Below are 25,573 nucleotides of genomic sequence, written 5' to 3' on the forward strand. Positions count from 1 at the left end.
AACTGGCGCGTGAGTCGATGAGCGTTTTCGGCACGCTGTCCACGCCGAGCAGGTCGTCAATCAGGCCGGTCAGGCAGATTCGACCACATCACGCACTGGTTCAGCTCAGTCAGTCAGCGTCATCGGATCAGTGCTGTGGCCACGCTCATCGACTTTCGGGCTGTCCATGCTGCCGGAGTCAACTGGCCGCACGATCATTGCACCCGCCGGTGAAGTCGCGCCTCCCGAGGACGCCTCTTTCACATCCGTGACACGCGTCGAAGTCGATGCTGATGATGGTCACACCCACACGGAGGGCGCATCTGATTCGACTCGCACGGTGCTGACCTCGACTCGTGAGCTCACGGAGTTGCTGGCGTGGGATGCGCCTACAGACAGCGATGAGCTGGATGCGCGTCAGGCAGCCCAGGCAATGGGTGCTCTGATCACGCGTCAGCTTCCCAATATCGCCCGACCTCAGCTCGTGACCGTGGCGCGCAACACCGCCGTCAACTCCGAACTGGTATCACGTATCCGCTCCCTGACACAGTCGGACTGGATGGCACCGCGTTCCTTCGCCGAGATTGCAACGTCAGAGCCCACCGATACCGAGCGTGAAGACGTACATCCCACACCTGAGGTCCCTGACCATTGGGAGCACACACTGCACACGCTGAACGAAGTACGCGCTCAGGTTGCAGCCTTGGCGACCGCACTCGACGAACCCCACCAGCTGACGAGCGTCGTCAACATGGCGATGCTCAACGCCGTCAGTGCAGGACACGACGATGATCACGCCATTGAGGCGGCGAAGAACCTGCAGGGAGCGATCAGCGAGCTGTACTCACTGGTCCATGCCGAACCATCAGCGACGATCAATGTCATTAACAAGACGGCTGCGTTCCCTGTGCGCGTGACGAATAAGCTACCGTGGACAATCACCGTCACCGCAACGCTGAAACCTGACGATGCGCGTCTTCGTGCGACACCCAGCGCCGCTCAGCCCCTCGAGGCGAACTCCACTGGTAACGTCGAAGTTCCAGTTCAGGCCATCGGATCGGGGAATATCGACGTCACCTACATTGTGGCCACACCGCGTGGCACCATACTCGATAGCTCTCAGTCCGTCATGGTACGTTTGCGCGCACAGTGGGAGGATATTGGGACGTGGTCAATCGCGGGGCTGGTTGCAGTGGCGTTCTGCGTCGGTTTGATTCGCAATGTGCGCTCGCAGTGGCGATCACGCGACCCGTTAGTGTCGTCGCGACGCAAGCACACACACTCAGATGATGGAGACACACCATGAACCAGTCACACGATGCATCTGATTCGCGTGCCCCCAGGCAGACGTCCCTGCTGAAGTCGTCAGCCATCATGGCGTCAGGCACCCTGGTCTCCCGCATCCTCGGATTCGTGCGAACCGCGCTGCTGATCATCGCGATCGGTGAAGGTGCCGGCTCCGTGTCAGCGACCTTCCAGGTGGCCAACACGCTGCCCAACACGGTCTACAACATTCTGGCGGCAGGTGTCATCGACGCTGTCCTCGTTCCGCAGATCGTGCGCGCACTGAAGTCGCGTTCTGGGGATCGTTACGTCTCGCGCCTCCTCACGCTGGCCGGACTGATCCTATTCGGCGTCACCATCGTGATGATGGTGGGCTCGCCGCTCCTGGTGACATTGTTCGCCTCCAGTTACGAGGGTCCCGCCCGCGCACTGACCATCACCTTCACATTGCTGTGTTTGCCGCAGATTTTCTTCTATGGGGTGTACAACCTGCTGGGCGAATTGCTGAACGCGCGCGGCATGTTCGGTCCCTATATGTGGGCGCCGGTGCTCAACAATGTCATCGCCATCCTGGGTCTGAGCATCTTCCTGATCTTGTGGGGCCCTCACCACGGTGTCTTCCCGATTGAAGAATTCACCTCTTCTCAGTTCTGGGTGCTGGCCGGATCGGCCACGCTCGGCGTGATCCTCCAGGCATTGATCTTGCTGATACCGCTGCGTCACGCTGACGTGAAGCTGCGCATCGACTGGCATTTCAAGGGCACGTCCTTCAAGTCCGCCTCACGCGTGGCCGGCTGGACGTTCGCCACGCTCGGCGTGAGCCAGATCGGCATTATTTCAACAACGAACCTGGCTACGCAGGCTGACCACTGTGCCACTCTGCATGACGCGTCCATTGCCGGTTACGTGGCCTACACGGCAGCGTTCATGGTGTACATGGTTCCTCAGTCATTGATCTCCGTGTCGCTGGCGACCGCGATCTTCACTCGGATGGCCAATGCGGTCACCGAAAATGATCACCGGGAGGTCGCGCGGAATTTCCACACAGGCGTCAATGTCATCACCTTGTTGACGCTGCTGGCTGCGGCCATTTTGATCGCGGCAGCTGTGCCGGTCATGCAGCTGGTGTTGCCGATGGCCTCGCCGGAGAATGTGCGCGCCTACGCGGCAGTGTTGATCGCCCTGATGCCGGGCGTTGCTTCGACCGGCATGGTGCTGATGAGCCAACGCGTCTTCTTCGCCTACGAGGATGCCAAACCTGTTTTCCTGATGGGAATCGTCCCGACGATCATTCAGATCATCGTCGGATGGTCAGTTTTCTTCCTGGCAGGACCCGGCTGGTGGACGATCGGGGCCAGCGCAGCTGAAACGGTGTGCCGACTCCTCCAGGGCTTTATCGCCGTCTTCTGGGTTGCGCGAAAGATTCGCTACGTCAACCCGGGTCTGATTGTCGCCAGCTATATCAAATACTTCACTGCCGCCGGTGTGGGGGGTCTGGCCGGTGGTGTGGCTATCTGGCTGATGGGGGCTTCCACCCCGATCGATCAGTGGGTGGCGCGTTGGCTGGTCGCAGCTGTGAAAGCCGTGGTGGTCGCCCTCGTCGTCACCATCGTGTTCGCATTGATGATGCGTCTGCTTGATCCTGCCTCCACCAGTGATGCTGTGCGCAAGGTGAACCGGCGACTACCCGTACCAGCGTTGATCCGCAAGGTGTTCGTCGTTGAAGGAGCGGGCGCCTCCACTGCCTCTTTTGCTTCACACGCACGTACCACCGTGCCGCAAGCCCCCGACGCTGAGCGCGACGAGTCGGATTCAGCTGCCGCAGATCGCGCGCAGCCGACAGCAGATTCTGGTGAGCAGCAAAGCACGCAGGCCGACGCGGTGGTGGACGGGTCCTCGCACGATACCGATTCGCAACGCACGCAGATTCACTTCTTTGACTGGTCAAAGTTCCTGGGTCGCGAGCAGGCTGAGGTTGGTCAGGAACTCACCGACGCGCAATACGACACCACTCTTCATGCTGACCCGTTCCCCGCTGACGCTCATCACAGTGATGACCCGGCCCAGGTGGAAGAGGATGCACAGATCCTCTCGAGCATTCTGCAAAGAGGGTTTTCACCTTCAGATCCGACGAACACGGGTGAGATGCCGGTGGTCAGCAGGTGGGGTGCCGCGGCGCCGGAGCCGGATGCTCAAGACGGCCTCGCCTCGGCGGTGACGCCCGACGAAGAGACTCCACACTTAGTACAATCCCAAGCGAACGACCTGCGCGCCTCTGAACCGACGCCAGCTCACACACCTAAGGAGCATCCCGTGCCCTACCCACCCGAACCTGATGAGAACGACGAACTCGATCAGTTTGGCTCTCATGAACATGGCGCTCATCAGCCCGCGCGTCCCAGCTTCGATGAGATTGCGTTCGGCAGGCTCACCGATCATGCCTCCTCGGGTCACGAGTCGAGTGATCACTCCGTGCCGCCGGCAGCTGCCGCTTCAGGTGGCATAGGTGCGGCCGGCGCTCTAGGTACAGCCGGCACAGCAAGTACGACGGGAACAACCGAGGCTGCGGGAGCTGCGTCTGAGACCGGGCAATCTGCAGCAACCGAACAGCCCACAGCAACCGAGCAGCCCGAGCCGGCCTCGAACGCATCTTCGACGACAAGCCGTGCCCTCACCACGCGCATCAATCCCACGATTCCGACCGTGATTTTTGCGGCGATCCTGGTCATCGGTGGCGGGCTGTGGGGTGTCAAGACCATGCTCGCACCTGTATCCGGCGAAGGCTTCTCATTCAGTCCTACCCACAACGAGCAGGAATCCGGCCAATCTGCAGAACAGTCAGGATCCGGCCAGTCAGGATCCGATCAACCTGTCGAACCGGAAATCATCCGTCCGCAGGTCACCTCCGTGGATGCTTTGTCGTGGCGTAACGACAATGGTGACAACCCGGACCAGGCGATCTACGCCATCGACGGGAAACTGGACACCGCATGGAGGTCGCGTTCCTTCGACTACAACCAGTTCCCGCCCGATGAGATCGTCTCACTCAAACTGAACCTGCAGGAAAAGGCCACCGTGTCCAAGGTGACTGTCCACATGGCTCCGGGCACTACCGGAGGCGAGCTGGTCCTCACCTCCGTCGACCCGTCAGTTGACGTCACCGCTGCACGTCACGGCACAGAGCTGGCAACCACGGCAATGAGTCCGACAACTGACATCACATTACCGGAGCCTGTTGAGACCCAGGGCCTCGTGTTAATGTTCCGCTACATGCCCTCGTCTGACGAAGGTAGCAACCAGGCGTGGGTCTATGAAGTCACTGTGGAATGACAAGGTGCATCATGACTGATTTTTCCGTCTCCTCTATCCCCTCTATCAACGCAATCAGCCTGGGCGACAGTCAGGCGGACGATGCAACGGCCCCTCAAACCGCCGACCAGGCCACCGAGGCTACACAGTCTCACACCGACGGCACCGTTCATGACGTCATCATCGTCGGATCAGGCCCCGCCGGATACACGGCAGCTGTCTATACCGGGCGCGCCGGCCTGAGGCCCATCGTCATCGCAGGTGAACTGGACGCAGGTGGCGCCCTGATGAACACGACGGACGTGGAGAACTTCCCCGGTTTCCCTGAGGGTATCCTCGGGCCCGAACTCATGGAGAATATGCGTGCCCAGGCCGAACGCTTCGGTGCCGATATTCGTTTCGAGGATGCCCGCAGCGTCAGCCTCGAGGGCGACGTCAAGACCGTGACACTCGATGACGAGACACTGCAGACTCGCACCGTGATTCTCGCGACCGGCAGCGAATACCGCCACATGAACGTGCCAGGTGAAGATGAGCTTTCCGGCCACGGCGTCAGCTACTGCGCCACCTGCGACGGCTTTTTCTTCAAGGACAAGGACCTGGCGGTCATCGGTGGCGGCGACTCTGCAATGGAAGAAGCAACCTTCCTGACTCGTTTCGCACAGTCCGTCACGATCGTTCACCGTCGCGACGAACTGCGCGCCTCCAAAGTGATGGCAGACCGCGCCAAGGCTGACCCGAAGATTTCCTTCGCGTGGAACTCGACAGTAGCCAGCGTCGAGGGCGACACCGAGGTGGAAGGCCTCGTTTTGCGTTCCACCGTTGACGACTCTGAGACCACCTTGCCCGTCCAGGGCGTGTTCGTTGCGATCGGACACCTGCCACGCACCGACATCGTGCGCGGCCAGATTGACCTGGACGAAGCCGGTTACATTACCGTGAACGAGCCGTCGACCCACACATCACTGCCTGGCGTATTCGCCTGCGGTGACGCAGTGGACCACATGTATCGGCAGGCCATTACGGCAGCGGGATCAGGGTGCCGAGCCGCCCTCGACGCTGAACGGTACCTGGCAACACTGTGAAGCGTGTCGACCTGCGTGAACTCGACACGCTCCTTTCCGACGACCGCATCGTTTTCATTGCATGCCTGGCCCACTGGAGTCCCGAATCGCGCATGGTTGAGCCGGTTTTCGACGAACTTGCAGGTGAATTCGCTGCAGATGTCACGGTTGTGGCTGTCGATACCGACGCCCCGCAGTTCGTCACCTTTGCGAAACGATGGCATGTGACGTGGGTTCCCAGCGCCGTCCTGATCAATCCGTATGACGACGAGCAGCCCACCCGCACGTGGGATGGTGCGCAACCGAAAACCGAGTTGCGTCACGGACTGGACAGTGCTTGCGCGATGAAACATCGGCGCGCTAGTGTGACCTGATTCATCATATGTCGCCTCACGAGTGTCACCGTTACTGACCGTGTGTGAAGTGGTGGCACACTGGTGATAGAACGTGTGATCAGCACTTGCGTAGCACAATGGAAGGAAATCGTTGTGAGCCAGATGCCCGGCCGGGAAGCCGCTCAGCATGGAAACCGTCTCGACCCATGGTTTGACCATTATGCCGAGCGAGCTCACAACCTGCGCGCCTCTGAAATCCGCGCGTTGTTCTCGGTAGTGTCGCGCCCCGAAGTTGTCTCACTGGCTGGCGGCATGCCCAACCTGAAGGACCTGCCTATTGAGCGCCTGGCTGACTCGGCGCGCGACTTGATCGCACGCAACGGTTCGGTCGCAATGCAATACGGCTCCGGTCAAGGCTGGGAACCGCTGCGCGAACAGATCTGCGACGTCATGTCCTATGACGGCATCGCAGGTGCCGACCCGATGACGTTGTCATCACCACCGGTTCGCAGCAGGCCCTGGACCTTGTTTCCGAATTGTTCATTGACGAGGGTGACGTTGTCATCGCGGAGTCGCCGTCATATGTGGGAGCCCTTGGTGTGTTTCGTGCGCGTCAGGCCGATGTGGTGCACGTCGACATGGATGCCGATGGCATCATTCCGCAGGCGTTGGAGGATATGATCCACTCTCTGCGTAAGTCTGGAAAGACGATTAAGTTCCTGTATACGATTCCGAACTTCCACAACCCAGCGGGCGTGACGCTGAGCGAGGAACGCCGACCGCACATCGTTGAGATCTGCCAGCGTGAACACGTGCTGATCGTGGAAGATAACCCCTACGGACTGCTCGGCTTCGGGTCAGATCCGCTTCCCGCATTGAAGTCCTACGCACCGGAAGTCGTGGTCTACCTGGGATCGTTTTCCAAGATGTTTGCACCGGGCTTCAGGATCGGATGGGCCTACGCACCCCACGCAGTCCGCGACAAACTGGTCCTGGCCAGCGAGTCAGCGATCCTGTGCCCCTCGATGGTGGGTCAGATGGCGATCGGCGGGTACCTGGTTCGATTACGAGCACTGGTCACAGCCAGCGTGCCGAGAAGCACGCCTTCACGGTTCCATGTGTCACGTGCAGTGCGCGGCATGTACTTCATGCCAACGCCTTCATCATACATTGCGGATCGCAACGCTTCGGTGATACATGGAACGGAAGGTTTTGACCTGGCTGTACCAGTTCGTTAATCAACCAGGTACCCGCCGATCGCCATCTGACCCACCATCGAGGGGCACAGGATCGCTGACTCGCTGGCCAGGACCAGTTTTGTCGCGGACTGCGTGGGGTGCGTAGGCCCATCCGATCCTGAAGCCCGGTGCAAACATCTTGGAAAACGATCCCAGGTAGACCACGACTTCCGGTGCGTAGGACTTCAATGCGGGAAGCGGATCTGACCCGAAGCCGAGCAGTCCGTAGGGGTTATCTTCCACGATCAGCACGTGTTCACGCTGGCAGATCTCAACGATGTGCGGTCGGCGTTCCTCGCTCAGCGTCACGCCCGCTGGGTTGTGGAAGTTCGGAATCGTATACAGGAACTTAATCGTCTTTCCAGACTTACGCAGAGAGTGGATCATATCCTCCAACGCCTGCGGAATGATGCCATCGGCATCCATGTCGACGTGCACCACATCGGCCTGACGCGCACGAAACACACCAAGGGCTCCCACATATGACGGCGACTCCGCGATGACAACGTCACCCTCGTCAATGAACAATTCGGAAACAAGGTCCAGGGCCTGCTGCGAACCGGTGGTGATGACAACGTCATCGGGGTCGGCACCTGCGATGCCGTCATAGGACATGACGTCGCAGATCTGTTCGCGCAGCGGTTCCCAGCCTTGACCGGAGCCGTATTGCATTGCGACCGAACCGTTGCGTGCGATCAAGTCGCGCGCCGAGTCAGCCAGGCGCTCAATAGGCAGGTCCTTCAGGTTGGGCATGCCGCCAGCCAGTGAGACAACTTCGGGGCGCGACACTACCGAGAACAACGCGCGGATTTCAGAGGCGCGCAGGTTGTGAGCTCGCTCGGCATAATGGTCAAACCATGGGTCGAGACGGTTTCCATGCTGAGCGGCTTCCCGGCCGGGCATCTGGCTCACAACGATTTCCTTCCATTGTGCTACGCAAGTGCTGATCACACGTTCTATCACCAGTGTGCCACCACTTCACACACGGTCAGTAACGGTGACACTCGTGAGGCGACATATGATGAATCAGGTCACACTAGCGCGCCGATGTTTCATCGCGCAAGCACTGTCCAGTCCGTGACGCAACTCGGTTTTCGGTTGCGCACCATCCCACGTGCGGGTGGGCTGCTCGTCGTCATACGGATTGATCAGGACGGCGCTGGGAACCCACGTCACATGCCATCGTTTCGCAAAGGTGACGAACTGCGGGGCGTCGGTATCGACAGCCACAACCGTGACATCTGCAGCGAATTCACCTGCAAGTTCGTCGAAAACCGGCTCAACCATGCGCGATTCGGGACTCCAGTGGGCCAGGCATGCAATGAAAACGATGCGGTCGTCGGAAAGGAGCGTGTCGAGTTCACGCAGGTCGACACGCTTCACAGTGTTGCCAGGTACCGTTCAGCGTCGAGGGCGGCTCGGCACCCTGATCCCGCTGCCGTAATGGCCTGCCGATACATGTGGTCCACTGCGTCACCGCAGGCGAATACGCCAGGCAGTGATGTGTGGGTCGACGGCTCGTTCACGGTAATGTAACCGGCTTCGTCCAGGTCAATCTGGCCGCGCACGATGTCGGTGCGTGGCAGGTGTCCGATCGCAACGAACACGCCCTGGACGGGCAAGGTGGTCTCAGAGTCGTCAACGGTGGAACGCAAAACGAGGCCTTCCACCTCGGTGTCGCCCTCGACGCTGGCTACTGTCGAGTTCCACGCGAAGGAAATCTTCGGGTCAGCCTTGGCGCGGTCTGCCATCACTTTGGAGGCGCGCAGTTCGTCGCGACGGTGAACGATCGTGACGGACTGTGCGAAACGAGTCAGGAAGGTTGCTTCTTCCATTGCAGAGTCGCCGCCACCGATGACCGCCAGGTCCTTGTCCTTGAAGAAAAAGCCGTCGCAGGTGGCGCAGTAGCTGACGCCGTGGCCGGAAAGCTCATCTTCACCTGGCACGTTCATGTGGCGGTATTCGCTGCCGGTCGCGAGAATCACGGTGCGAGTCTGCAGTGTCTCGTCATCGAGTGTCACGGTCTTGACGTCGCCCTCGAGGCTGACGCTGCGGGCATCCTCGAAACGAATATCGGCACCGAAGCGTTCGGCCTGGGCACGCATATTCTCCATGAGTTCGGGCCCGAGGATACCCTCAGGGAAACCGGGGAAGTTCTCCACGTCCGTCGTGTTCATCAGGGCGCCACCTGCGTCCAGTTCACCTGCGATGACGATGGGCCTCAGGCCGGCGCGCCCGGTATAGACAGCTGCCGTGTATCCGGCGGGGCCTGATCCGACGATGATGACGTCATGAACGGTGCCGTCGGTGTGAGACTGTGTAGCCTCGGTGGCCTGGTCGGCGGTTTGAGGGGCCGTTGCATCGTCCGCCTGACTGTCGCCCAGGCTGATTGCGTTGATAGAGGGGATAGAGGAGACGGAAAAATCAGTCATGATGCACCTTGTCATTCCACAGTGACTTCATAGACCCACGCCTGGTTGCTACCTTCGTCAGACGAGGGCATGTAGCGGAACATTAACACGAGGCCCTGGGTCTCAACAGGCTCCGGTAATGTGATGTCAGTTGTCGGACTCATTGCCGTGGTTGCCAGCTCTGTGCCGTGACGTGCAGCGGTGACGTCAACTGACGGGTCGACGGAGGTGAGGACCAGCTCGCCTCCGGTAGTGCCCGGAGCCATGTGGACAGTCACCTTGGACACGGTGGCCTTTTCCTGCAGGTTCAGTTTGAGTGAGACGATCTCATCGGGCGGGAACTGGTTGTAGTCGAAGGAACGCGACCTCCATGCGGTGTCCAGTTTCCCGTCGATGGCGTAGATCGCCTGGTCCGGGTTGTCACCATTGTCGTTACGCCACGACAAAGCATCCACGGAGGTGACCTGCGGACGGATGATTTCCGGTTCGACAGGTTGATCGGATCCTGACTGGCCGGATCCTGACTGTTCTGCAGATTGGCCGGATTCCTGCTCGTTGTGGGTAGGACTGAATGAGAAGCCTTCGCCGGATACAGGTGCGAGCATGGTCTTGACACCCCACAGCCCGCCACCGATGACCAGGATCGCCGCAAAAATCACGGTCGGAATCGTGGGATTGATGCGCGTGGTGAGGGCACGGCTTGTCGTCGAAGATGCGTTCGAGGCCGGCTCGGGCTGCTCGGTTGCTGTGGGCTGTTCGGTTGCTGCAGATTGCCCGGTCTCAGACGCAGCTCCCGCAGCCTCGGTTGTTCCCGTCGTACTTGCTGTGCCGGCTGTACCTAGAGCGCCGGCCGCACCTATGCCACCTGAAGCGGCAGCTGCCGGCGGCACGGAGTGATCACTCGACTCGTGACCCGAGGAGGCATGATCGGTGAGCCTGCCGAACGCAATCTCATCGAAGCTGGGACGCGCGGGCTGATGAGCGCCATGTTCATGAGAGCCAAACTGATCGAGTTCGTCGTTCTCATCAGGTTCGGGTGGGTAGGGCACGGGATGCTCCTTAGGTGTGTGAGCTGGCGTCGGTTCAGAGGCGCGCAGGTCGTTCGCTTGGGATTGTACTAAGTGTGGAGTCTCTTCGTCGGGCGTCACCGCCGAGGCGAGGCCGTCTTGAGCATCCGGCTCCGGCGCCGCGGCACCCCACCTGCTGACCACCGGCATCTCACCCGTGTTCGTCGGATCTGAAGGTGAAAACCCTCTTTGCAGAATGCTCGAGAGGATCTGTGCATCCTCTTCCACCTGGGCCGGGTCATCACTGTGATGAGCGTCAGCGGGGAACGGGTCAGCATGAAGAGTGGTGTCGTATTGCGCGTCGGTGAGTTCCTGACCAACCTCAGCCTGCTCGCGACCCAGGAACTTTGACCAGTCAAAGAAGTGAATCTGCGTGCGTTGCGAATCGGTATCGTGCGAGGACCCGTCCACCACCGCGTCGGCCTGCGTGCTTTGCTGCTCACCAGAATCTGCTGTCGGCTGCGCGCGATCTGCGGCAGCTGAATCCGACTCGTCGCGCTCAGCGTCGGGGGCTTGCGGCACGGTGGTACGTGCGTGTGAAGCAAAAGAGGCAGTGGAGGCGCCCGCTCCTTCAACGACGAACACCTTGCGGATCAACGCTGGTACGGGTAGTCGCCGGTTCACCTTGCGCACAGCATCACTGGTGGAGGCAGGATCAAGCAGACGCATCATCAATGCGAACACGATGGTGACGACGAGGGCGACCACCACGGCTTTCACAGCTGCGACCAGCCAACGCGCCACCCACTGATCGATCGGGGTGGAAGCCCCCATCAGCCAGATAGCCACACCACCGGCCAGACCCCCCACACCGGCGGCAGTGAAGTATTTGATATAGCTGGCGACAATCAGACCCGGGTTGACGTAGCGAATCTTTCGCGCAACCCAGAAGACGGCGATAAAGCCCTGGAGGAGTCGGCACACCGTTTCAGCTGCGCTGGCCCCGATCGTCCACCAGCCGGGTCCTGCCAGGAAGAAAACTGACCATCCGACGATGATCTGAATGATCGTCGGGACGATTCCCATCAGGAAAACAGGTTTGGCATCCTCGTAGGCGAAGAAGACGCGTTGGCTCATCAGCACCATGCCGGTCGAAGCAACGCCCGGCATCAGGGCGATCAACACTGCCGCGTAGGCGCGCACATTCTCCGGCGAGGCCATCGGCAACACCAGCTGCATGACCGGCACAGCTGCCGCGATCAAAATGGCCGCAGCCAGCAGCGTCAACAAGGTGATGACATTGACGCCTGTGTGGAAATTCCGCGCGACCTCCCGGTGATCATTTTCGGTGACCGCATTGGCCATCCGAGTGAAGATCGCGGTCGCCAGCGACACGGAGATCAATGACTGAGGAACCATGTACACCATGAACGCTGCCGTGTAGGCCACGTAACCGGCAATGGACGCGTCATGCAGAGTGGCACAGTGGTCAGCCTGCGTAGCCAGGTTCGTTGTTGAAATAATGCCGATCTGGCTCACGCCGAGCGTGGCGAACGTCCAGCCGGCCACGCGTGAGGCGGACTTGAAGGACGTGCCCTTGAAATGCCAGTCGATGCGCAGCTTCACGTCAGCGTGACGCAGCGGTATCAGCAAGATCAATGCCTGGAGGATCACGCCGAGCGTGGCCGATCCGGCCAGCACCCAGAACTGAGAAGAGGTGAATTCTTCAATCGGGAAGACACCGTGGTGAGGGCCCCACAAGATCAGGAAGATGCTCAGACCCAGGATGGCGATGACATTGTTGAGCACCGGCGCCCACATATAGGGACCGAACATGCCGCGCGCGTTCAGCAATTCGCCCAGCAGGTTGTACACCCCATAGAAGAAAATCTGCGGCAAACACAGCAATGTGAAGGTGATGGTCAGTGCGCGGGCGGGACCCTCGTAACTGGAGGCGAACAATGTCACCAGGAGCGGCGAGCCCACCATCATCACGATGGTGACGCCGAATAGGATCAGTCCGGCCAGCGTGAGGAGGCGCGAGACGTAACGATCCCCAGAACGCGACTTCAGTGCGCGCACGATCTGCGGAACGAGGACAGCGTCGATGACACCTGCCGCCAGAATGTTGTAGACCGTGTTGGGCAGCGTGTTGGCCACCTGGAAGGTCGCTGACACGGAGCCGGCACCTTCACCGATCGCGATGATCAGCAGCGCGGTTCGCACGAATCCGAGGATGCGGGAGACCAGGGTGCCTGACGCCATGATGGCTGACGACTTCAGCAGGGACGTCTGCCTGGGGGCACGCGAATCAGATGCATCGTGTGACTGGTTCATGGTGTGTCTCCATCATCTGAGTGTGTGTGCTTGCGTCGCGACGACACTAACGGGTCGCGTGATCGCCACTGCGAGCGCACATTGCGAATCAAACCGACGCAGAACGCCACTGCAACCAGCCCCGCGATTGACCACGTCCCAATATCCTCCCACTGTGCGCGCAAACGTACCATGACGGACTGAGAGCTATCGAGTATGGTGCCACGCGGTGTGGCCACAATGTAGGTGACGTCGATATTCCCCGATCCGATGGCCTGAACTGGAACTTCGACGTTACCAGTGGAGTTCGCCTCGAGGGGCTGAGCGGCGCTGGGTGTCGCACGAAGACGCGCATCGTCAGGTTTCAGCGTTGCGGTGACGGTGATTGTCCACGGTAGCTTATTCGTCACGCGCACAGGGAACGCAGCCGTCTTGTTAATGACATTGATCGTCGCTGATGGTTCGGCATGGACCAGTGAGTACAGCTCGCTGATCGCTCCCTGCAGGTTCTTCGCCGCCTCAATGGCGTGATCATCGTCGTGTCCTGCACTGACGGCGTTGAGCATCGCCATGTTGACGACGCTCGTCAGCTGGTGGGGTTCGTCGAGTGCGGTCGCCAAGGCTGCAACCTGAGCGCGTACTTCGTTCAGCGTGTGCAGTGTGTGCTCCCAATGGTCAGGGACCTCAGGTGTGGGATGTACGTCTTCACGCTCGGTATCGGTGGGCTCTGACGTTGCAATCTCGGCGAAGGAACGCGGTGCCATCCAGTCCGACTGTGTCAGGGAGCGGATACGTGATACCAGTTCGGAGTTGACGGCGGTGTTGCGCGCCACGGTCACGAGCTGAGGTCGGGCGATATTGGGAAGCTGACGCGTGATCAGAGCACCCATTGCCTGGGCTGCCTGACGCGCATCCAGCTCATCGCTGTCTGTAGGCGCATCCCACGCCAGCAACTCCGTGAGCTCACGAGTCGAGGTCAGCACCGTGCGAGTCGAATCAGATGCGCCCTCCGTGTGGGTGTGACCATCATCAGCATCGACTTCGACGCGTGTCACGGATGTGAAAGAGGCGTCCTCGGGAGGCGCGACTTCACCGGCGGGTGCAATGATCGTGCGGCCAGTTGACTCCGGCAGCATGGACAGCCCGAAAGTCGATGAGCGTGGCCACAGCACTGATCCGATGACGCTGACTGACTGAGCTGAACCAGTGCGTGATGTGGTCGAATCTGCCTGACCGGCCTGATTGACGACCTGCTCGGGCGTGGACAGCGTGCCGAAAACGCTCATCGACTCACGCGCCAGTTCGGTCAGACGCTCATCGCCTAGCTCTTGCAGCCGAGCGGGGTCTGCATCCATGCTGGGCAGGGCAACAACCTGCCCCCCCGATCCGACGAGGGTGTCCAGTGCGCGCGAGACAAACGCGGAAGTTGCCGGTGAATGCCACCATGACGGTGTGGGGTACCTGGGTGAAGGCCAATGAGGAAACGGAGTCATCTCTGCTGGACCGGCGCTTCCGCTTTGAGGCTGATCGCCGGATTGAGAGCCTGCATCTGCCGCCGTGCCGTTCGCGCTGCCGGACTGAGTGCCTTCAGGTTGGCTGCTTTTACCGGATTGCGCCGGGGAGGCCGAATCAGAATCGGAACGGGCAGTGGATTGGGACTGGCTGGTCGGAGCAGTCGACTGCGGCTGGGCGCTTGTCCCGGCAGATTGAGCCTGGTCAGCGGTCGTAGTCGGTGAGCGCAGCCGCCCGTCGGCGTCAAGAATGCCGGTGCGCACAAAACTGGTCAACGCTTCAGGATCAACAGCCAGTGTCACGCCTGGTGTGCGGGCAAGTTCACTGAGAGCTTTCCACTGCTCCGTGGAGCCAAATGCCTGAGTCGACGTGAAAGGAACCAGCACCGATATGGGTGTCTGCTGACGCTCATAGTAAGAATCCCACACGACCACGGAGCGGTCCTCACCGTCTATATCACCCTCATCAGTCGTGGCCAGCGCCTGGACGCAAATACCGCGCGGCCCCCACTCAAAACTGTCATCCAGCGGCAGCTCCTCGGCGGGAACCGACAAGGTGAAACCCACTTTCTGACGCGGGCCAAGCTGCCTGTCGATGGTGCGTTCGGCTACCGGGATGCCGGCATCAGTGTGGCCCGAAAAGTATGCGCTCAGGTCAGGTGCCGCGACCGCTGAATGGACGGACATGAACAGGCGCAGCACAGTTGACGAGGTGGCCTGTGCACCCGAAAGGTTCGTCAATGTGCCCGACACGGTGAGCGTTGACGTGTCATCAAGGACAGTGGGTGTGATCGACGTGATCGACACCTGCAGATTGCCGCCCTCATCGGCTTCACCGAGCACGCTGGGGCGCGTGGTGTGAATACCGGACGGGTCACCCTCGGACGTGGAAGTAAAAGAAGCAACACGCGCACTGGTGTCAGTTAGTGGCATGCTCGAGGCACCCGCGGGCGCGCACAGGCACGCGGCAGTCACAATGGCAGTGACGACCGTGGAGAAAACGCGTGCGCGGCTCTTCATCACACGTCCCGGTACAAAAGATCCAATGCGATTCTGACGATACGACGCTCGTTCGGATAGGCGAGTTGGCGCATCAGCTGCTGCAAGGATACCCACGACGCGTCTTCAGCTTCGTGATCAGGGTCCATTTCCACGGTGATCGATCCCGACACGTAGCCCATGAGGAAGTGGTGCACCACCTTGTGAACACGCCGATCAGGAGAGGAAAACCAGTAGTCGATCGACGCGAGGTGACGAATGATCCGTCCGGTAATCCCCGTCTCTTCCGCAACTTCGCGCAATGCGGCTTCCTGAGCGGTTTCGCGTCCCTCCAGGTGGCCTTTCGGCAGGCACCATTCGATGCGGCCGGCCCGGTTACGTCGCGCAATGATCGCTGCGTAAGGGGTACCGTTGACAACATCGATAACGAGGCCGCCCGCCGATGTTTCTCCCACAATCGGCAGGCGGGAACTGGCAGAGTGATACGCCCGTATCGAGGCATGGTGGCGTGGGGGACGAGGTGTCCCCACACGGCGCTCATAACGACGGGCTGACATAGTTCCACTCTATTAGTCTTGGAGCGATGGCGGGTGACGTGACATTCCTGCGTCGCGGCTCCTGAGGTTTTTCGAGGCCTGAAAACGTGGCACTCTAGTACGTAATGGATACGCACAAGCACGGTTCCCACGCTGACCGCCAGCAACTGAAAGGACACGGTGTGAAGACACGCGCACTCGAGGGTGTCGGATCTCAGGACGTGCCAGCTTTGCTGGTCAACGCTCAACGCACATTCAGCCATCTACCTGCGCAAGTACTGGAAATGGCGCACCTTTTTGACGACGCTGGCCAGGAAATTGCGCTGGTGGGCGGACCTGTGCGCGACGCGTTCCTCGGCGTGACGCCGCATGACTTCGACTTCGCAACATCGGCACGCCCCGACGAAACCGAGGAGCTGCTCAGCAAGTGGGCCGACGCCGTGTGGGACATCGGCAAGAAGTTCGGCACGATCGGAGCACGCAAAGATCACATCGTTGTGGAAATCACCACATACAGGTGCGACGAGTATGACATCGGCTCACGCAAGCCTGACGTCACATTCGGAGACACGCTCGAGGGAGACCTGACGCGCAGAGACTTCACTGTCAACGCCATGGCGATGCGGCTGCCGACGATGGCACTTGTGGACCCTCACCACGGTCTTGACGATCTGGCCGACGGACGCCTGCGCACACCTGTCACCGCTCAACAATCATTCGACGACGACCCGCTGCGCATCATGCGTGCGGCGCGTTTTGCCGCCCAACTGGGCATCGACGTCGACATGGATGTGATGGATGCGATGGAGTCGATGGCCTCACGGCTGTCGATTGTGTCCAACGAACGGATCCGGGCCGAATTTGAACGCCTGATGGTCAGCCCGTACCCGCGGCGCGGCATCGAACTCATGGTGCACACCGGCGTGGCAGCTGTTGTCATTCCGGAGCTGGACGCACTGGTCGATACGCGCGACGAACACCGTCGCCACAAGGACGTGTACGAGCACACGCTGACCGTGCTCGATCAGGCGATGGACCTGGAAACCGGGCTCGATGGCGCTGTGCCGGCACCGGACCTGATTTTGCGGCTGGCCGCGATCATGCACGATGTGGGCAAGCCTGCCACGCGGCGCTTTGAAAAAGACGGCACCGTGTCGTTCCACCATCACGAGATTGTCGGCGCGAAACTGACGCGCAAACGCCTCAAGGCCTTGACCTTTGACAGACACACAGTTGATGCGGTGACGCATCTGGTGGCGCTGCATCTGCGTTTCCACGGTTATGGCGAACAGGCCTGGACTGATTCGGCTGTGCGCCGCTACGTTGCTGATGCTGGTGACCAGTTGGAGCGCCTGCACCGCCTCACTCGAGCTGACTGCACGACGCGCAACCGCCGGAAAGCGATGCACTTGTCGGCCGCTTATGACGATCTGGAAGCACGCATCGCTCAACTACGTGAACAGGAAGAACTCGATGCGATCCGGCCGGATCTGGATGGCAGTCAGATCATGGAAATCCTCAACATTCCACCTGGCCGCGATGTGGGTCGAGCACGCCAGCACCTGCTGGACCTGCGCATGGAGAACGGCCCGATGGGTCAGGACGCGGCACGTGAGGAACTACTGCGCTGGTGGACCGAGCAGGGTGCCAGGGACTGAAACACCCGCCGGCCGCCCAAGGCACGGCGTTCGCACCGTAAAACAGTGGCCGGACTGTACACTCAATGTGAAGGGCGTCATAGCGTGGATCGGACGCCCTCGCGCCACGACAAAGGATGAAAGAAGCTCACGATGACGATTACTTCACCTGAAACGGCAAGTGCTGATATTGGCGTGTATGGAATGGGCGTGATGGGGTCGAATCTTGCGCGTAACCTCGCACGCAACGGGTATCGCACTGCGGTGACGAATCGTTCACCCGGTCGCACGCTGCGCCTCATGGACCAACATGGCGACGGATCCGAGGGCATCTTCATTCCCTCGGAAACCACCGAAGACTTCGTGAAATCGCTCGAAAAGCCGCGCGTGGCCATCATTATGGTGCAGGCAGGTGAGGCCACTGACTGGGTCATCGAACAGCTTGCGGACCACATGGACGAGGGTGACATTATCGTGGACTGTGGAAACTCCCTGTTCACTGACACGATTCGCCGTGAAAAGTGGGTGCGTGAGCGTGGGATGCACTTTGTCGGTGCTGGCGTTTCAGGCGGTGAGGAAGGTGCTCTGTGGGGGCCGTCCATCATGCCGGGTGGAACCGAAGAGTCCTACAAGCGCCTTGGCCCGATGTTTGAAACGATTTCCGCCCATGTGGACGGCGAGCCGTGCTGTACGCACGTGGGTGCTGACGGCGCGGGTCACTTCGTCAAGATGGTACACAACGGCATCGAATACGCAGATATGCAGGTCATCGCGGAGGCCTACGACGTGCTGCGCCGCGGCATGGGTGCTACACCGTCCGAACTGGCGGACATTTTCGACGAATGGAATGCGGGCGAGCTGAATTCGTACCTCATCGAGATCACGGCGCAGGTGCTGCGCCACAAGGATGCAAGCACAGGTGAGCCGCTGGTGGATATGATCGTGGACCAGGCATCGCAGAAAGGCACCGGCAAGTGGACCGTGCAAACAGCGCTGGACCTGGCAGTTCCCGTCACCGCCATTGCTGAAGCAACCTTTGCGCGCGGCGCATCCTCGCAGACCACGCAGCGTGAAGCCGCACAACACATGGAGGGCCACGCCCAGGAACTGAAGGTGGAACAGGCCGATCATGACTCCTTTGTTGAGGACGTACGACGCGCCCTGTTCGCCTCCAAGATCATCGCCTACTCACAGGGATTCGATGAGATCGCTCAGGGGGCACACGCCTACAACTGGACGATTGACAAGGGTTCTGTGGCGCGGATCTGGCGCGCAGGATGCATCATTCGTGCCACGTTCCTGTCCGACATTGGGCAGGCGTACGACGAGGATCCCGATCTGCCTCTGCTCATGGCAGCCGAACCCTTCGCCTCCCGGATCGAGGAATGCATCCCGTCACTGCGCAAGATTGTGGCATTGGCAGCGACGCACGGCATTCCTACCCCCGTGTTCTCGTCGTGCCTGGCCTACTTCGACACGGTGCGTGCCGACCGACTGCCGGCAGCACTGATTCAGGGTCAGCGTGATTTCTTCGGCGCGCACACCTACCGGCGCGTCGATCGCGAGGGAACATTCCACACGCGGTGGGCTGACGAGGGCAAGCCTGAAGAACAGTGGGACTAGGCTCGGACCATACCCAGGTGTGATTCCCTTCATGGAAAAGCTGGGATTTCCATGTGAAACGAGGGGAATAGTGGCGCGGTTCATGGCGCGATCACCGTCGACATGCTTACGCTGAAGGGCAAGGCTCATAGAGACGGTGCCTGTAACGAAAGGTGAACGCGTGTCGAAAAACGGCAGGATGAATCCGGATGAGGCCAAGAACGGGCGTCACTCGTCCCGCTCATCGCACGGCACATCGCGAGGGGCGATGCGTCCCGATCCGGCATTCCCCAAGCGCGCAGCGCGACATGAAGGAACCCATCGGTCATCCGCTTCCAACTCGTCGCCCGGGACTTCCAGGCAGGCTGGCTCCGCTGCGGCAGGCAATGCCGGTGGGCGGAAAGGCGAAACCAGCCGGTCGAACTCACGCAAGACCAGTGGACGCACAGCGAATGGGCGCAAAAGGCGGTCATGGGGTAAACGCATCGGCCTTGCCTTCGTGTTCAGCGTCCTCGGCGTCATTATTGCCGGACTGGCATCCTTCCTGTTCCTGTACGCCACGTTGGATATTCCCAAGGCCGACCAGGTGGCCCTGGCTCAGACCAGCACCGTGTATTACGCGGACGGCACCTCCGAGATGGGGAAGTTCTCTGAGATCAATCGCTCCATCATCGACACGTCCACATTGCCGGACTATGTGGGGCAGGCCGTTGTTGCCTCCGAAGACCGCACTTTCTATTCCAACTCCGGAATAGATCTGAAAGGCATTGCGCGTGCCCTCGTCAATAATCTGAGAGGACTGCCGCGACAAGGTGGCTCCACGCTCACCCAGCAGTACGTGGAGCGCTACTACATGGGTGAGACTACTTCGCTGAAAGGCAAGGTCAAGGAAGCGGTCCTGGCGGTGAAGATCAACCGTGAGCAAACCAAGGACGAAGTGCTGGGCAACTACCTCAATACTATCTATTTCGGCCGGGGAGCCTACGGCATCGAAGAAGCCTCGAAAGTCTTTTTCGGACATCCGGCATCAGAACTGACCCTGTCAGAATCCGCGCTGCTGGCAGGGATCATCCCGGCACCATCGGCGTGGGATCCTGCAGAAGATCCTGATATGGCGCACTCACGGTGGGAACGAGTCATCTCACTGATGGTGCAGGACGGGTGGATCGACCAGGCGGAAGCAAATCAGCAGCAATTCCCGCAGACCATTGATTTCCAGGAGACGACCTCGTCAATGACCGGGACGACCGGCTACCTCCTGCAGCAGGTGCGTCGCGAGCTGGCCGAGACAGGTGCGTTCACTGATGAGCAGATCGATTCGGGTGGCCTGTCGATCATCACCACTATCGACAAGGCTCGTCAGGAAGCCGCAATCAATGCGGCCCAGATGATGAACGAGGTCGAGGGATGGAACCCTGATTCCATGCACGTGGCGCTGTCTGCCATTGACCCTGCAACGGGGGAGATCGTCGCTGAGTTTGCGGGCAGTGACTATCAAAAAGTTCAACGTAATGCGGTCACTGATGACATTGCACAGGCCGGTTCAACCTTCAAGCCGTTTACCTTGCTGGCGTATGCCGATCAGGGCGGTAGTGTCTACGATCAGGTTGATGGCAGTTCACCGCGCTCATTTGACGGCCTGGCTGAACCAGTGTCGAACGTGGGGAACACCTCGTGGGGTAATGTGTCGTTGATTAAGGCAACGTCCTATTCAATCAACACGGCTTTTGTGACGTTGAATGAGAAAGTCGGTCCGCAGGCGACAGTGGACACAGCCGTGAAGCTGGGAATCCCTGAAGACACGAACGGGCTCGATGCGACGCTGCTCAACACGTTGGGTGTGGCATCAACGCACAACATTGACCTCACCCATGCGTATGCCACTATCGCCAACGGCGGGACACGGATGAACCCGCATATCCTGCGAGAGGTGCGTGACTCTGTTGGCAACAAGGTCTACAGCGCGCAGCTTGAGTCGGAAAAGGTCTTTGATGCAGAGACGGTCAGCGCGATTATGCCGGCGCTCAAGGCAGTGATGGAGCCGGGTGGCACCGGTGAGAAGGCGGCAGTTCTGGGACGTGAAGCGGCCGGTAAGTCCGGTACGTCTGATGATCAGAAGTCCGCACAGTTTGTTGGAATGGTTCCGGGCCTTGTCGCCAGTGTCTCGATGTATCAGTCCGACGAGGCCGGCAACCCGGTTTCGCTGGATAACATCGGCGGCCTGTATCAGTTCCACGGAGGCGACTGGCCAGCTGACGTGTGGGTGAAATTCATGGAGGCTGCAACTGCTGACCTGCCTAACGGTGACTACTCGTGGTACACCGAACCGAACCCAGTTCAACAGAACACTCCACCAACGCCGACACAACCTCAGTCGGTCCAGCCCACCCAGCCGACTCAGCCCACACAACCCGAACCAGCTGAACCGACTCAGCCCACACAACCCGAACCAGCTGAACCGACTCAGCCCAGCCAGCCTGGTCAGGGTCACGATGACGACCACGATACGGGCGGCTCTCAATCCTCCTAGACGTCTGGCGCTGGTGGGCACGTGGGCCTAGCCGGTTGGCTATCCGACTGCATGAAAATCGAGCCGCACCCACAGTGTGGAAAAAATCCACTGCGCGGGTGCGGCCCGGTATGAATGTGCCCGGCGTCCCGGAGCCTCCTTACAGAAACGGAGTACTCATCGGAACGCCGGGATCACACTCGGTGGTGTGTCACTGTCACTCAGCGATGACGCGGACATGCAGGTTTGCAGACACCTCAGAGTGCAGGTTGACCTTGACGGTGTAGTCTCCCAGCGTCTTGATCGGAGCAGGGATGACGATCTTGCGGCGATCAATCGTCTGGCCGATCTGATCCTGAACGGCCTGAGCGATGTCGGCACTTGAAACGGCGCCAAAGAGTCGATCGTTGGAACCGGTCTTGCCGGAAACAGTCACGAACTTGACTTCCTGGAGCTGATCGCGCACGACGCGGGCATCGTCGACGGACGCGATTTCGCGCTTGCGGCGAGCACGAGCCATGTCGTCAATCTGGCGCTGAGCACCCTTGGACCATGCAGTGGCAAGGCCGCGAGGAACCAGGTAGTTGCGAGCGTAACCGCTTCTCACCTCGACAACGTCACCGGCTGAACCGAGCTTGTCGACATCGTGGGTCAAAATGAGTTTCGTTGTTGCCATCAGAAAAAGCCTCCCTATGAATCTCAGCGACCGGACGAAGAGTACGGCAGCAGAGCCATCTCGCGGGCGTTCTTGACGGCCTTGGCGATGCGGCGCTGTTCCTGTACGGATACGCCAGTGACACGGCGGGCACGGATCTTGCCGCGGTCCGAGATGAACTTACGCAGCAAAGCGGTGTCCTTGTAGTCAATGGATTCGATCTTGGCCGACTTCAGCGGGTTGGCCTTCTTCTTAATGGGCTTATTGCGAAGTTGAGGCTTCGCCATAGTGTTCTCCTTGGATCCAGGTAATCGCTGTGATTACCCCATACGAAAAATGAAGCGATAAGAATGCATTGCGAAAGCGCGTTGCGTCAGATCAGCGTCGCCCTCGTCAATTGAATTTAGAAAGGCGGCTCTTCACCGAAAGAGGACGCTCCCTCGGTGCGCCACGGATCGGAAGTGGACCCTCCGGCGGGCGCATTGTAGCTGCCTTGTTGCTGACCATATCCACCCTGCTGGCCACCGCCTTGCGAGTAGCCACCCTGGTAGCTGCCGGAACCACCTTGCGCGCCAGCGCCTGACTGGCTCTGGTATCCACCCTGGGAGTATCCGCCCTGGCCGGAATCGCCTCGAGGAATGCGGGTCACTTCAGCCTTTGCGTAACGCAAGGATGGGCCGACCTCGTCAACCTGCAGGGACAATTCACTGCGCTGCTGGCCATCGCGCGTTTCATAGGACCGCAAAGTCAGGCGACCCTGGACGATGACGCGCATGCCTTTGCGCAGGGTTTCGGCCACGTTCTCAGCCGCGTCGCGCCAGACGGAGCAACGGTAGAACTGTGTGTCTCCGTCGCGCCATTCGTTCGCACTGCGGTCGAACGAGCGTGGGGTCATTGCCACCGAGAAGTCGGCAACGGCTACTCCCGATGACGTGAAACGCAATTCGGGATCTCTGGTCAGGTTTCCGACGATTGTGACGACAGGTTCTCCAGCCATGTCAACTCCTTTGGTGGGTGGTCAAACGCTCTTAATTCAGCGTGCGTCAGGGCGCATCAGTTTGTGGCGCAGGATGGACTCATTCAAGCCCATCAGACGTGTTGCTTCCTGTGCAGCCTCAGGCGTTGCTGTCATGTTAATGACAACATAGATGCCTTCAGATTGCTTCAAAATGTCGTAGGCAAGACGACGCTTGCCCCAGACGTCCACCTTTTCGACGGAGCCGTCGCTGGCTTTCACAGGGGCCAGGAACTTTTCCATCATGGGGACGACGGTGCGCTCGTCGATCGTTGGATCGAGGATCACCATCAGTTCATATGTACGCACGTGTGTACCCACCTCCTATGGTCTTAGCGGTCACGGACTTTCCGTGACAGGAGGGTAATGCGTGGACAGTGTCCCTTATGCAGAACACGGTCCGAGTGTCTATTTTAGTCGCTTCGAGGCTCTCTTAGCTACCCCGCGGAGTGAATCTGTGCGGTCGAGTTCGCCACATCCGACGGCCGGCAAGGAGGCTCATGTTCAGTGCAGGTCGGCAATAGCGCGGCGCGGTGACCACCAGGTGCGCCACGCGTTCACGAGGCCGCGCACCCCCAGGAACACGAAACCGAAGATCAGCCACAGCGCCACCATTGCTATACCTTGATCCGCTGGGCTCAGTGCGTCATCAATGCGTTGGGCAGCCATCCATCGCTCCAGTGTCCACAGACACGGAAGGTAGACCACCATCATGAAGACACCGCCAAAGGCCAAGGTCTTGCCGTGCCCCGCGCCGATCAGGACGCCGTCAAGCAAAAACACGACCCCTCCCAACGGCATGGCGCAGGCGCTGGCAATCAGCGCCCATGTCGCAATGCGGTGCATCGATGGGTCAGAGCCGAAGAAGTGAGGCAAAAACGGGCTGGAAGCAGCGATGAGTACCGCGAGAATCAGGCCGACAGCTGCGCCCCACACGGTGAGTTTGCGCAGCAGGGTGCGCAGGTGCTCGCGGCGTCCGGCACCCAGATCGAAGCCCACCAATGCCTGCGCGGCGATGGCCAGCGCATCCAGTGCCAGCGCGGTGAACATCCACACGGCGTTGACCACCTGGTGTGCCGCCAAGGCGGTGACGGAAATGGAGGTGGCAACCATGAGGGTGGCGATGGTGGCGATCCTCATGGCGACGGTGCGCACGAACAGGGGAGCGCCGTCCAGAGCCGCATTCCAGATTCCCGCTCCTGATGGCCGCAAGGACACGTGCCGGCCTCGCGCTTTGGACAAGATGACGGCGACAAGGACGACAGCCATCAGTGTCTGAGCCAGCGCGGTTCCCAGTCCCGAGCCGGCGATCCCCATGTCCAACCCGTAGATGAACAGCGCGTTGAGGGCGACGTTGAGTGCTGCACCTCCGACGGCAACATACAGCGGCGTGGTCGTATCGAGCAGGCCGCGCAGTGTGCCTGTGGCCGCCAGGACAACGAACATTCCGACCAGGCCGGGAGAGGCCGTGTGCAGGTAGGCGAGCGCGTGCGGCATGACGTCAGGTGAATTGCCCAGGGTTTCCACGAGCGCCCGACCGCCCAGGATCAAGCCGCATGCGGTGACAATGCCGCATCCGGCTGCCAGCCACATTGCTTCAATACCGGAGCGAATGGCGCGCACGCTGTCACCGGCCCCGAGTGCCTGTGCAGCGAGCGCGGTTGTGGAATAGGCCAGAAAGACGAACAGTCCGACGATGGTTTGGACGATGGTGGTGGCGGTGGCCAGGCCGGCCAGCTCTTCAGTGCCAAGGTGGCCCACCATCGCGGTGTCGATGAGGGTGAAGATGGGTGCTGCGACGAGTGCTCCCAGTGCCGGGATTGCGAGGGACAGAATCTGACGGGTCAGTGACCCTGAGGGGGTGGTGGGGGCGCTGTGAGAGGAGTGTGACGCGGATGAAACCGCACCTTTATGTTCATCTTGAGGGTCGCAAGAATTCATCTTCTGTTCATCCACTGATTACGCTCCTATTTGTTGTCCACACATTGTGCATAGATCTGTGGACAACCTGGTGGTGATGTTCCGCATGAAAACGCCTCTTGAGCGATTCGCATGGTGGTGAGGATCAGATCCCTGTCCCAACTTTATCCACATGTGCTGTGGACGACCTGCCGAGTTGTCCACAGTCTATCCACACGTTATCCACATCAAGTGATCCTTGAGAGC

The 25,573-nt window shown here is 60.0% G+C and carries 16 protein-coding genes and 3 pseudogenes; 8 read left to right on the forward strand and 11 right to left on the reverse strand.

Annotated elements, in window-relative coordinates:
* Positions 1 to 70 precede the first annotated feature (70 nt).
* From BLT69_RS00005 to BLT69_RS00025, 5 genes and pseudogenes are all read left to right on the forward strand, one after another.
* Positions 71 to 1,285, forward strand: a pseudogene (locus BLT69_RS00005) (DUF6049 family protein); the annotation flags it as partial.
* On the forward strand, positions 1,282 to 4,593 hold the full coding sequence (gene murJ, locus BLT69_RS10935; protein ID WP_092648033.1) for a murein biosynthesis integral membrane protein MurJ: 3,312 nt from the start codon (positions 1,282 to 1,284) through the stop codon (positions 4,591 to 4,593). The pseudogene BLT69_RS00005 and the gene murJ (BLT69_RS10935), both read left to right, overlap by 4 nt.
* A gap of 11 nt (positions 4,594 to 4,604) precedes the next feature.
* Positions 4,605 to 5,657, forward strand: a complete 1,053-nt coding sequence (trxB, locus tag BLT69_RS00015) for a thioredoxin-disulfide reductase (RefSeq protein ID WP_092648034.1) — start codon at positions 4,605 to 4,607, stop codon at positions 5,655 to 5,657.
* Positions 5,654 to 6,010: a thioredoxin family protein gene (locus BLT69_RS00020; protein WP_070726064.1), complete on the forward strand. Its 357-nt coding sequence runs from the start codon at positions 5,654 to 5,656 to the stop codon at positions 6,008 to 6,010. Before trxB (BLT69_RS00015) ends, BLT69_RS00020 begins: the two co-directional genes overlap by 4 nt.
* Before the next feature lie 123 nt (positions 6,011 to 6,133).
* Positions 6,134 to 7,029 (forward strand): annotated as a pseudogene (locus tag BLT69_RS00025) (aminotransferase-like domain-containing protein); the annotation flags it as partial.
* A gap of 135 nt (positions 7,030 to 7,164) precedes the next feature.
* Here the strand turns inward: BLT69_RS00025 and BLT69_RS00030 are convergent.
* From BLT69_RS00030 to BLT69_RS00055, 6 genes and pseudogenes are all read right to left on the reverse strand, one after another.
* Positions 7,165 to 8,112 (reverse strand): annotated as a pseudogene (locus BLT69_RS00030) (aminotransferase-like domain-containing protein); the annotation flags it as partial.
* Between the two features lie 123 nt (positions 8,113 to 8,235).
* Entirely contained in the window at positions 8,236 to 8,592 is a 357-nt protein-coding gene (locus tag BLT69_RS00035; RefSeq protein ID WP_070726064.1) for a thioredoxin family protein, read from the reverse strand.
* Entirely contained in the window at positions 8,589 to 9,641 is a 1,053-nt protein-coding gene (gene trxB / locus BLT69_RS00040; RefSeq protein WP_092648034.1) for a thioredoxin-disulfide reductase, read from the reverse strand. The genes BLT69_RS00035 and trxB (BLT69_RS00040) overlap by 4 nt, the downstream gene beginning before the upstream one ends.
* Before the next feature lie 11 nt (positions 9,642 to 9,652).
* Entirely contained in the window at positions 9,653 to 12,964 is a 3,312-nt protein-coding gene (murJ, locus tag BLT69_RS10940) for a murein biosynthesis integral membrane protein MurJ (protein WP_092648033.1), read from the reverse strand.
* The gene (locus tag BLT69_RS00050; protein WP_092648035.1) at positions 12,961 to 15,474 is read right to left on the reverse strand and encodes a DUF6049 family protein; all 2,514 of its coding nucleotides are present in this window, start codon (positions 15,472 to 15,474) and stop codon (positions 12,961 to 12,963) included. The genes murJ (BLT69_RS10940) and BLT69_RS00050 overlap by 4 nt, the downstream gene beginning before the upstream one ends.
* Positions 15,474 to 16,010, reverse strand: a complete 537-nt coding sequence (locus BLT69_RS00055) for an NUDIX hydrolase (RefSeq protein ID WP_082628632.1) — start codon at positions 16,008 to 16,010, stop codon at positions 15,474 to 15,476. The genes BLT69_RS00050 and BLT69_RS00055 overlap by 1 nt, the downstream gene beginning before the upstream one ends.
* Positions 16,011 to 16,222: 212 nt before the next feature.
* Between BLT69_RS00055 and BLT69_RS00060 the strand changes: the two genes are divergently transcribed.
* From BLT69_RS00060 to BLT69_RS00070, 3 genes are all read left to right on the forward strand, one after another.
* Positions 16,223 to 17,647 carry a CCA tRNA nucleotidyltransferase gene (locus tag BLT69_RS00060; RefSeq protein WP_082628699.1) on the forward strand — a complete coding sequence of 475 codons (1,425 nt, stop codon included), beginning with the start codon at positions 16,223 to 16,225 and terminating at the stop codon, positions 17,645 to 17,647.
* A 132-nt stretch (positions 17,648 to 17,779) separates the two neighbouring features.
* Positions 17,780 to 19,249 (forward strand): NADP-dependent phosphogluconate dehydrogenase, encoded by a 1,470-nt coding sequence (gene gnd / locus BLT69_RS00065; RefSeq protein WP_058237597.1) that lies wholly within the window; start codon positions 17,780 to 17,782, stop codon positions 19,247 to 19,249.
* Between the two features lie 160 nt (positions 19,250 to 19,409).
* On the forward strand, positions 19,410 to 21,758 hold the full coding sequence (locus tag BLT69_RS00070; protein WP_058237598.1) for a transglycosylase domain-containing protein: 2,349 nt from the start codon (positions 19,410 to 19,412) through the stop codon (positions 21,756 to 21,758).
* Positions 21,759 to 21,954: 196 nt separating this feature from the next.
* Here BLT69_RS00070 and rplI read toward each other — a convergent pair whose 3' ends face one another.
* The 5 genes from rplI to BLT69_RS00095 all read right to left on the reverse strand — a co-directional run bounded on the left by rplI (position 21,955) and on the right by BLT69_RS00095 (position 25,363).
* Positions 21,955 to 22,413 (reverse strand): 50S ribosomal protein L9, encoded by a 459-nt coding sequence (rplI, locus tag BLT69_RS00075; protein ID WP_058237599.1) that lies wholly within the window; start codon positions 22,411 to 22,413, stop codon positions 21,955 to 21,957.
* Positions 22,414 to 22,436: 23 nt separating this feature from the next.
* Entirely contained in the window at positions 22,437 to 22,679 is a 243-nt protein-coding gene (gene rpsR / locus BLT69_RS00080) for a 30S ribosomal protein S18 (protein ID WP_058237600.1), read from the reverse strand.
* Positions 22,680 to 22,795: 116 nt separating this feature from the next.
* The gene (locus BLT69_RS00085) at positions 22,796 to 23,389 is read right to left on the reverse strand and encodes a single-stranded DNA-binding protein (protein ID WP_092648036.1); all 594 of its coding nucleotides are present in this window, start codon (positions 23,387 to 23,389) and stop codon (positions 22,796 to 22,798) included.
* A gap of 36 nt (positions 23,390 to 23,425) precedes the next feature.
* Entirely contained in the window at positions 23,426 to 23,716 is a 291-nt protein-coding gene (rpsF, locus tag BLT69_RS00090) for a 30S ribosomal protein S6 (RefSeq protein ID WP_058237602.1), read from the reverse strand.
* A 195-nt stretch (positions 23,717 to 23,911) separates the two neighbouring features.
* The gene (locus tag BLT69_RS00095) at positions 23,912 to 25,363 is read right to left on the reverse strand and encodes an MATE family efflux transporter (protein ID WP_257590335.1); all 1,452 of its coding nucleotides are present in this window, start codon (positions 25,361 to 25,363) and stop codon (positions 23,912 to 23,914) included.
* Positions 25,364 to 25,573 lie beyond the last annotated feature (210 nt).

The sequence above is a fragment of the Schaalia radingae genome (genome assembly GCF_900106055.1).
Lineage (GTDB): Bacteria > Actinomycetota > Actinomycetes > Actinomycetales > Actinomycetaceae > Pauljensenia > Pauljensenia radingae_A.

Excerpts from the sequence above, each read along its gene's own strand:
- murJ (WP_092648033.1), top strand. The coding sequence starts at position 1,282 with ATGAACCAGTCACACGATGCATCTGATTCGCGTGCCCCCAGGCAGACG.
- trxB (WP_092648034.1), top strand. The coding sequence starts at position 4,605 with ATGACTGATTTTTCCGTCTCCTCTATCCCCTCTATCAACGCAATCAGC.
- trxB (WP_092648034.1), bottom strand. The coding sequence starts at position 9,641 with ATGACTGATTTTTCCGTCTCCTCTATCCCCTCTATCAACGCAATCAGC.
- murJ (WP_092648033.1), bottom strand. The coding sequence starts at position 12,964 with ATGAACCAGTCACACGATGCATCTGATTCGCGTGCCCCCAGGCAGACG.
- BLT69_RS00050 (WP_092648035.1), bottom strand. The coding sequence starts at position 15,474 with ATGAAGAGCCGCGCACGCGTTTTCTCCACGGTCGTCACTGCCATTGTG.
- BLT69_RS00055 (WP_082628632.1), bottom strand. The coding sequence starts at position 16,010 with ATGTCAGCCCGTCGTTATGAGCGCCGTGTGGGGACACCTCGTCCCCCA.
- gnd (WP_058237597.1), top strand. The coding sequence starts at position 17,780 with ATGACGATTACTTCACCTGAAACGGCAAGTGCTGATATTGGCGTGTAT.
- rplI (WP_058237599.1), bottom strand. The coding sequence starts at position 22,413 with ATGGCAACAACGAAACTCATTTTGACCCACGATGTCGACAAGCTCGGT.
- rpsR (WP_058237600.1), bottom strand. The coding sequence starts at position 22,679 with ATGGCGAAGCCTCAACTTCGCAATAAGCCCATTAAGAAGAAGGCCAAC.
- BLT69_RS00085 (WP_092648036.1), bottom strand. The coding sequence starts at position 23,389 with ATGGCTGGAGAACCTGTCGTCACAATCGTCGGAAACCTGACCAGAGAT.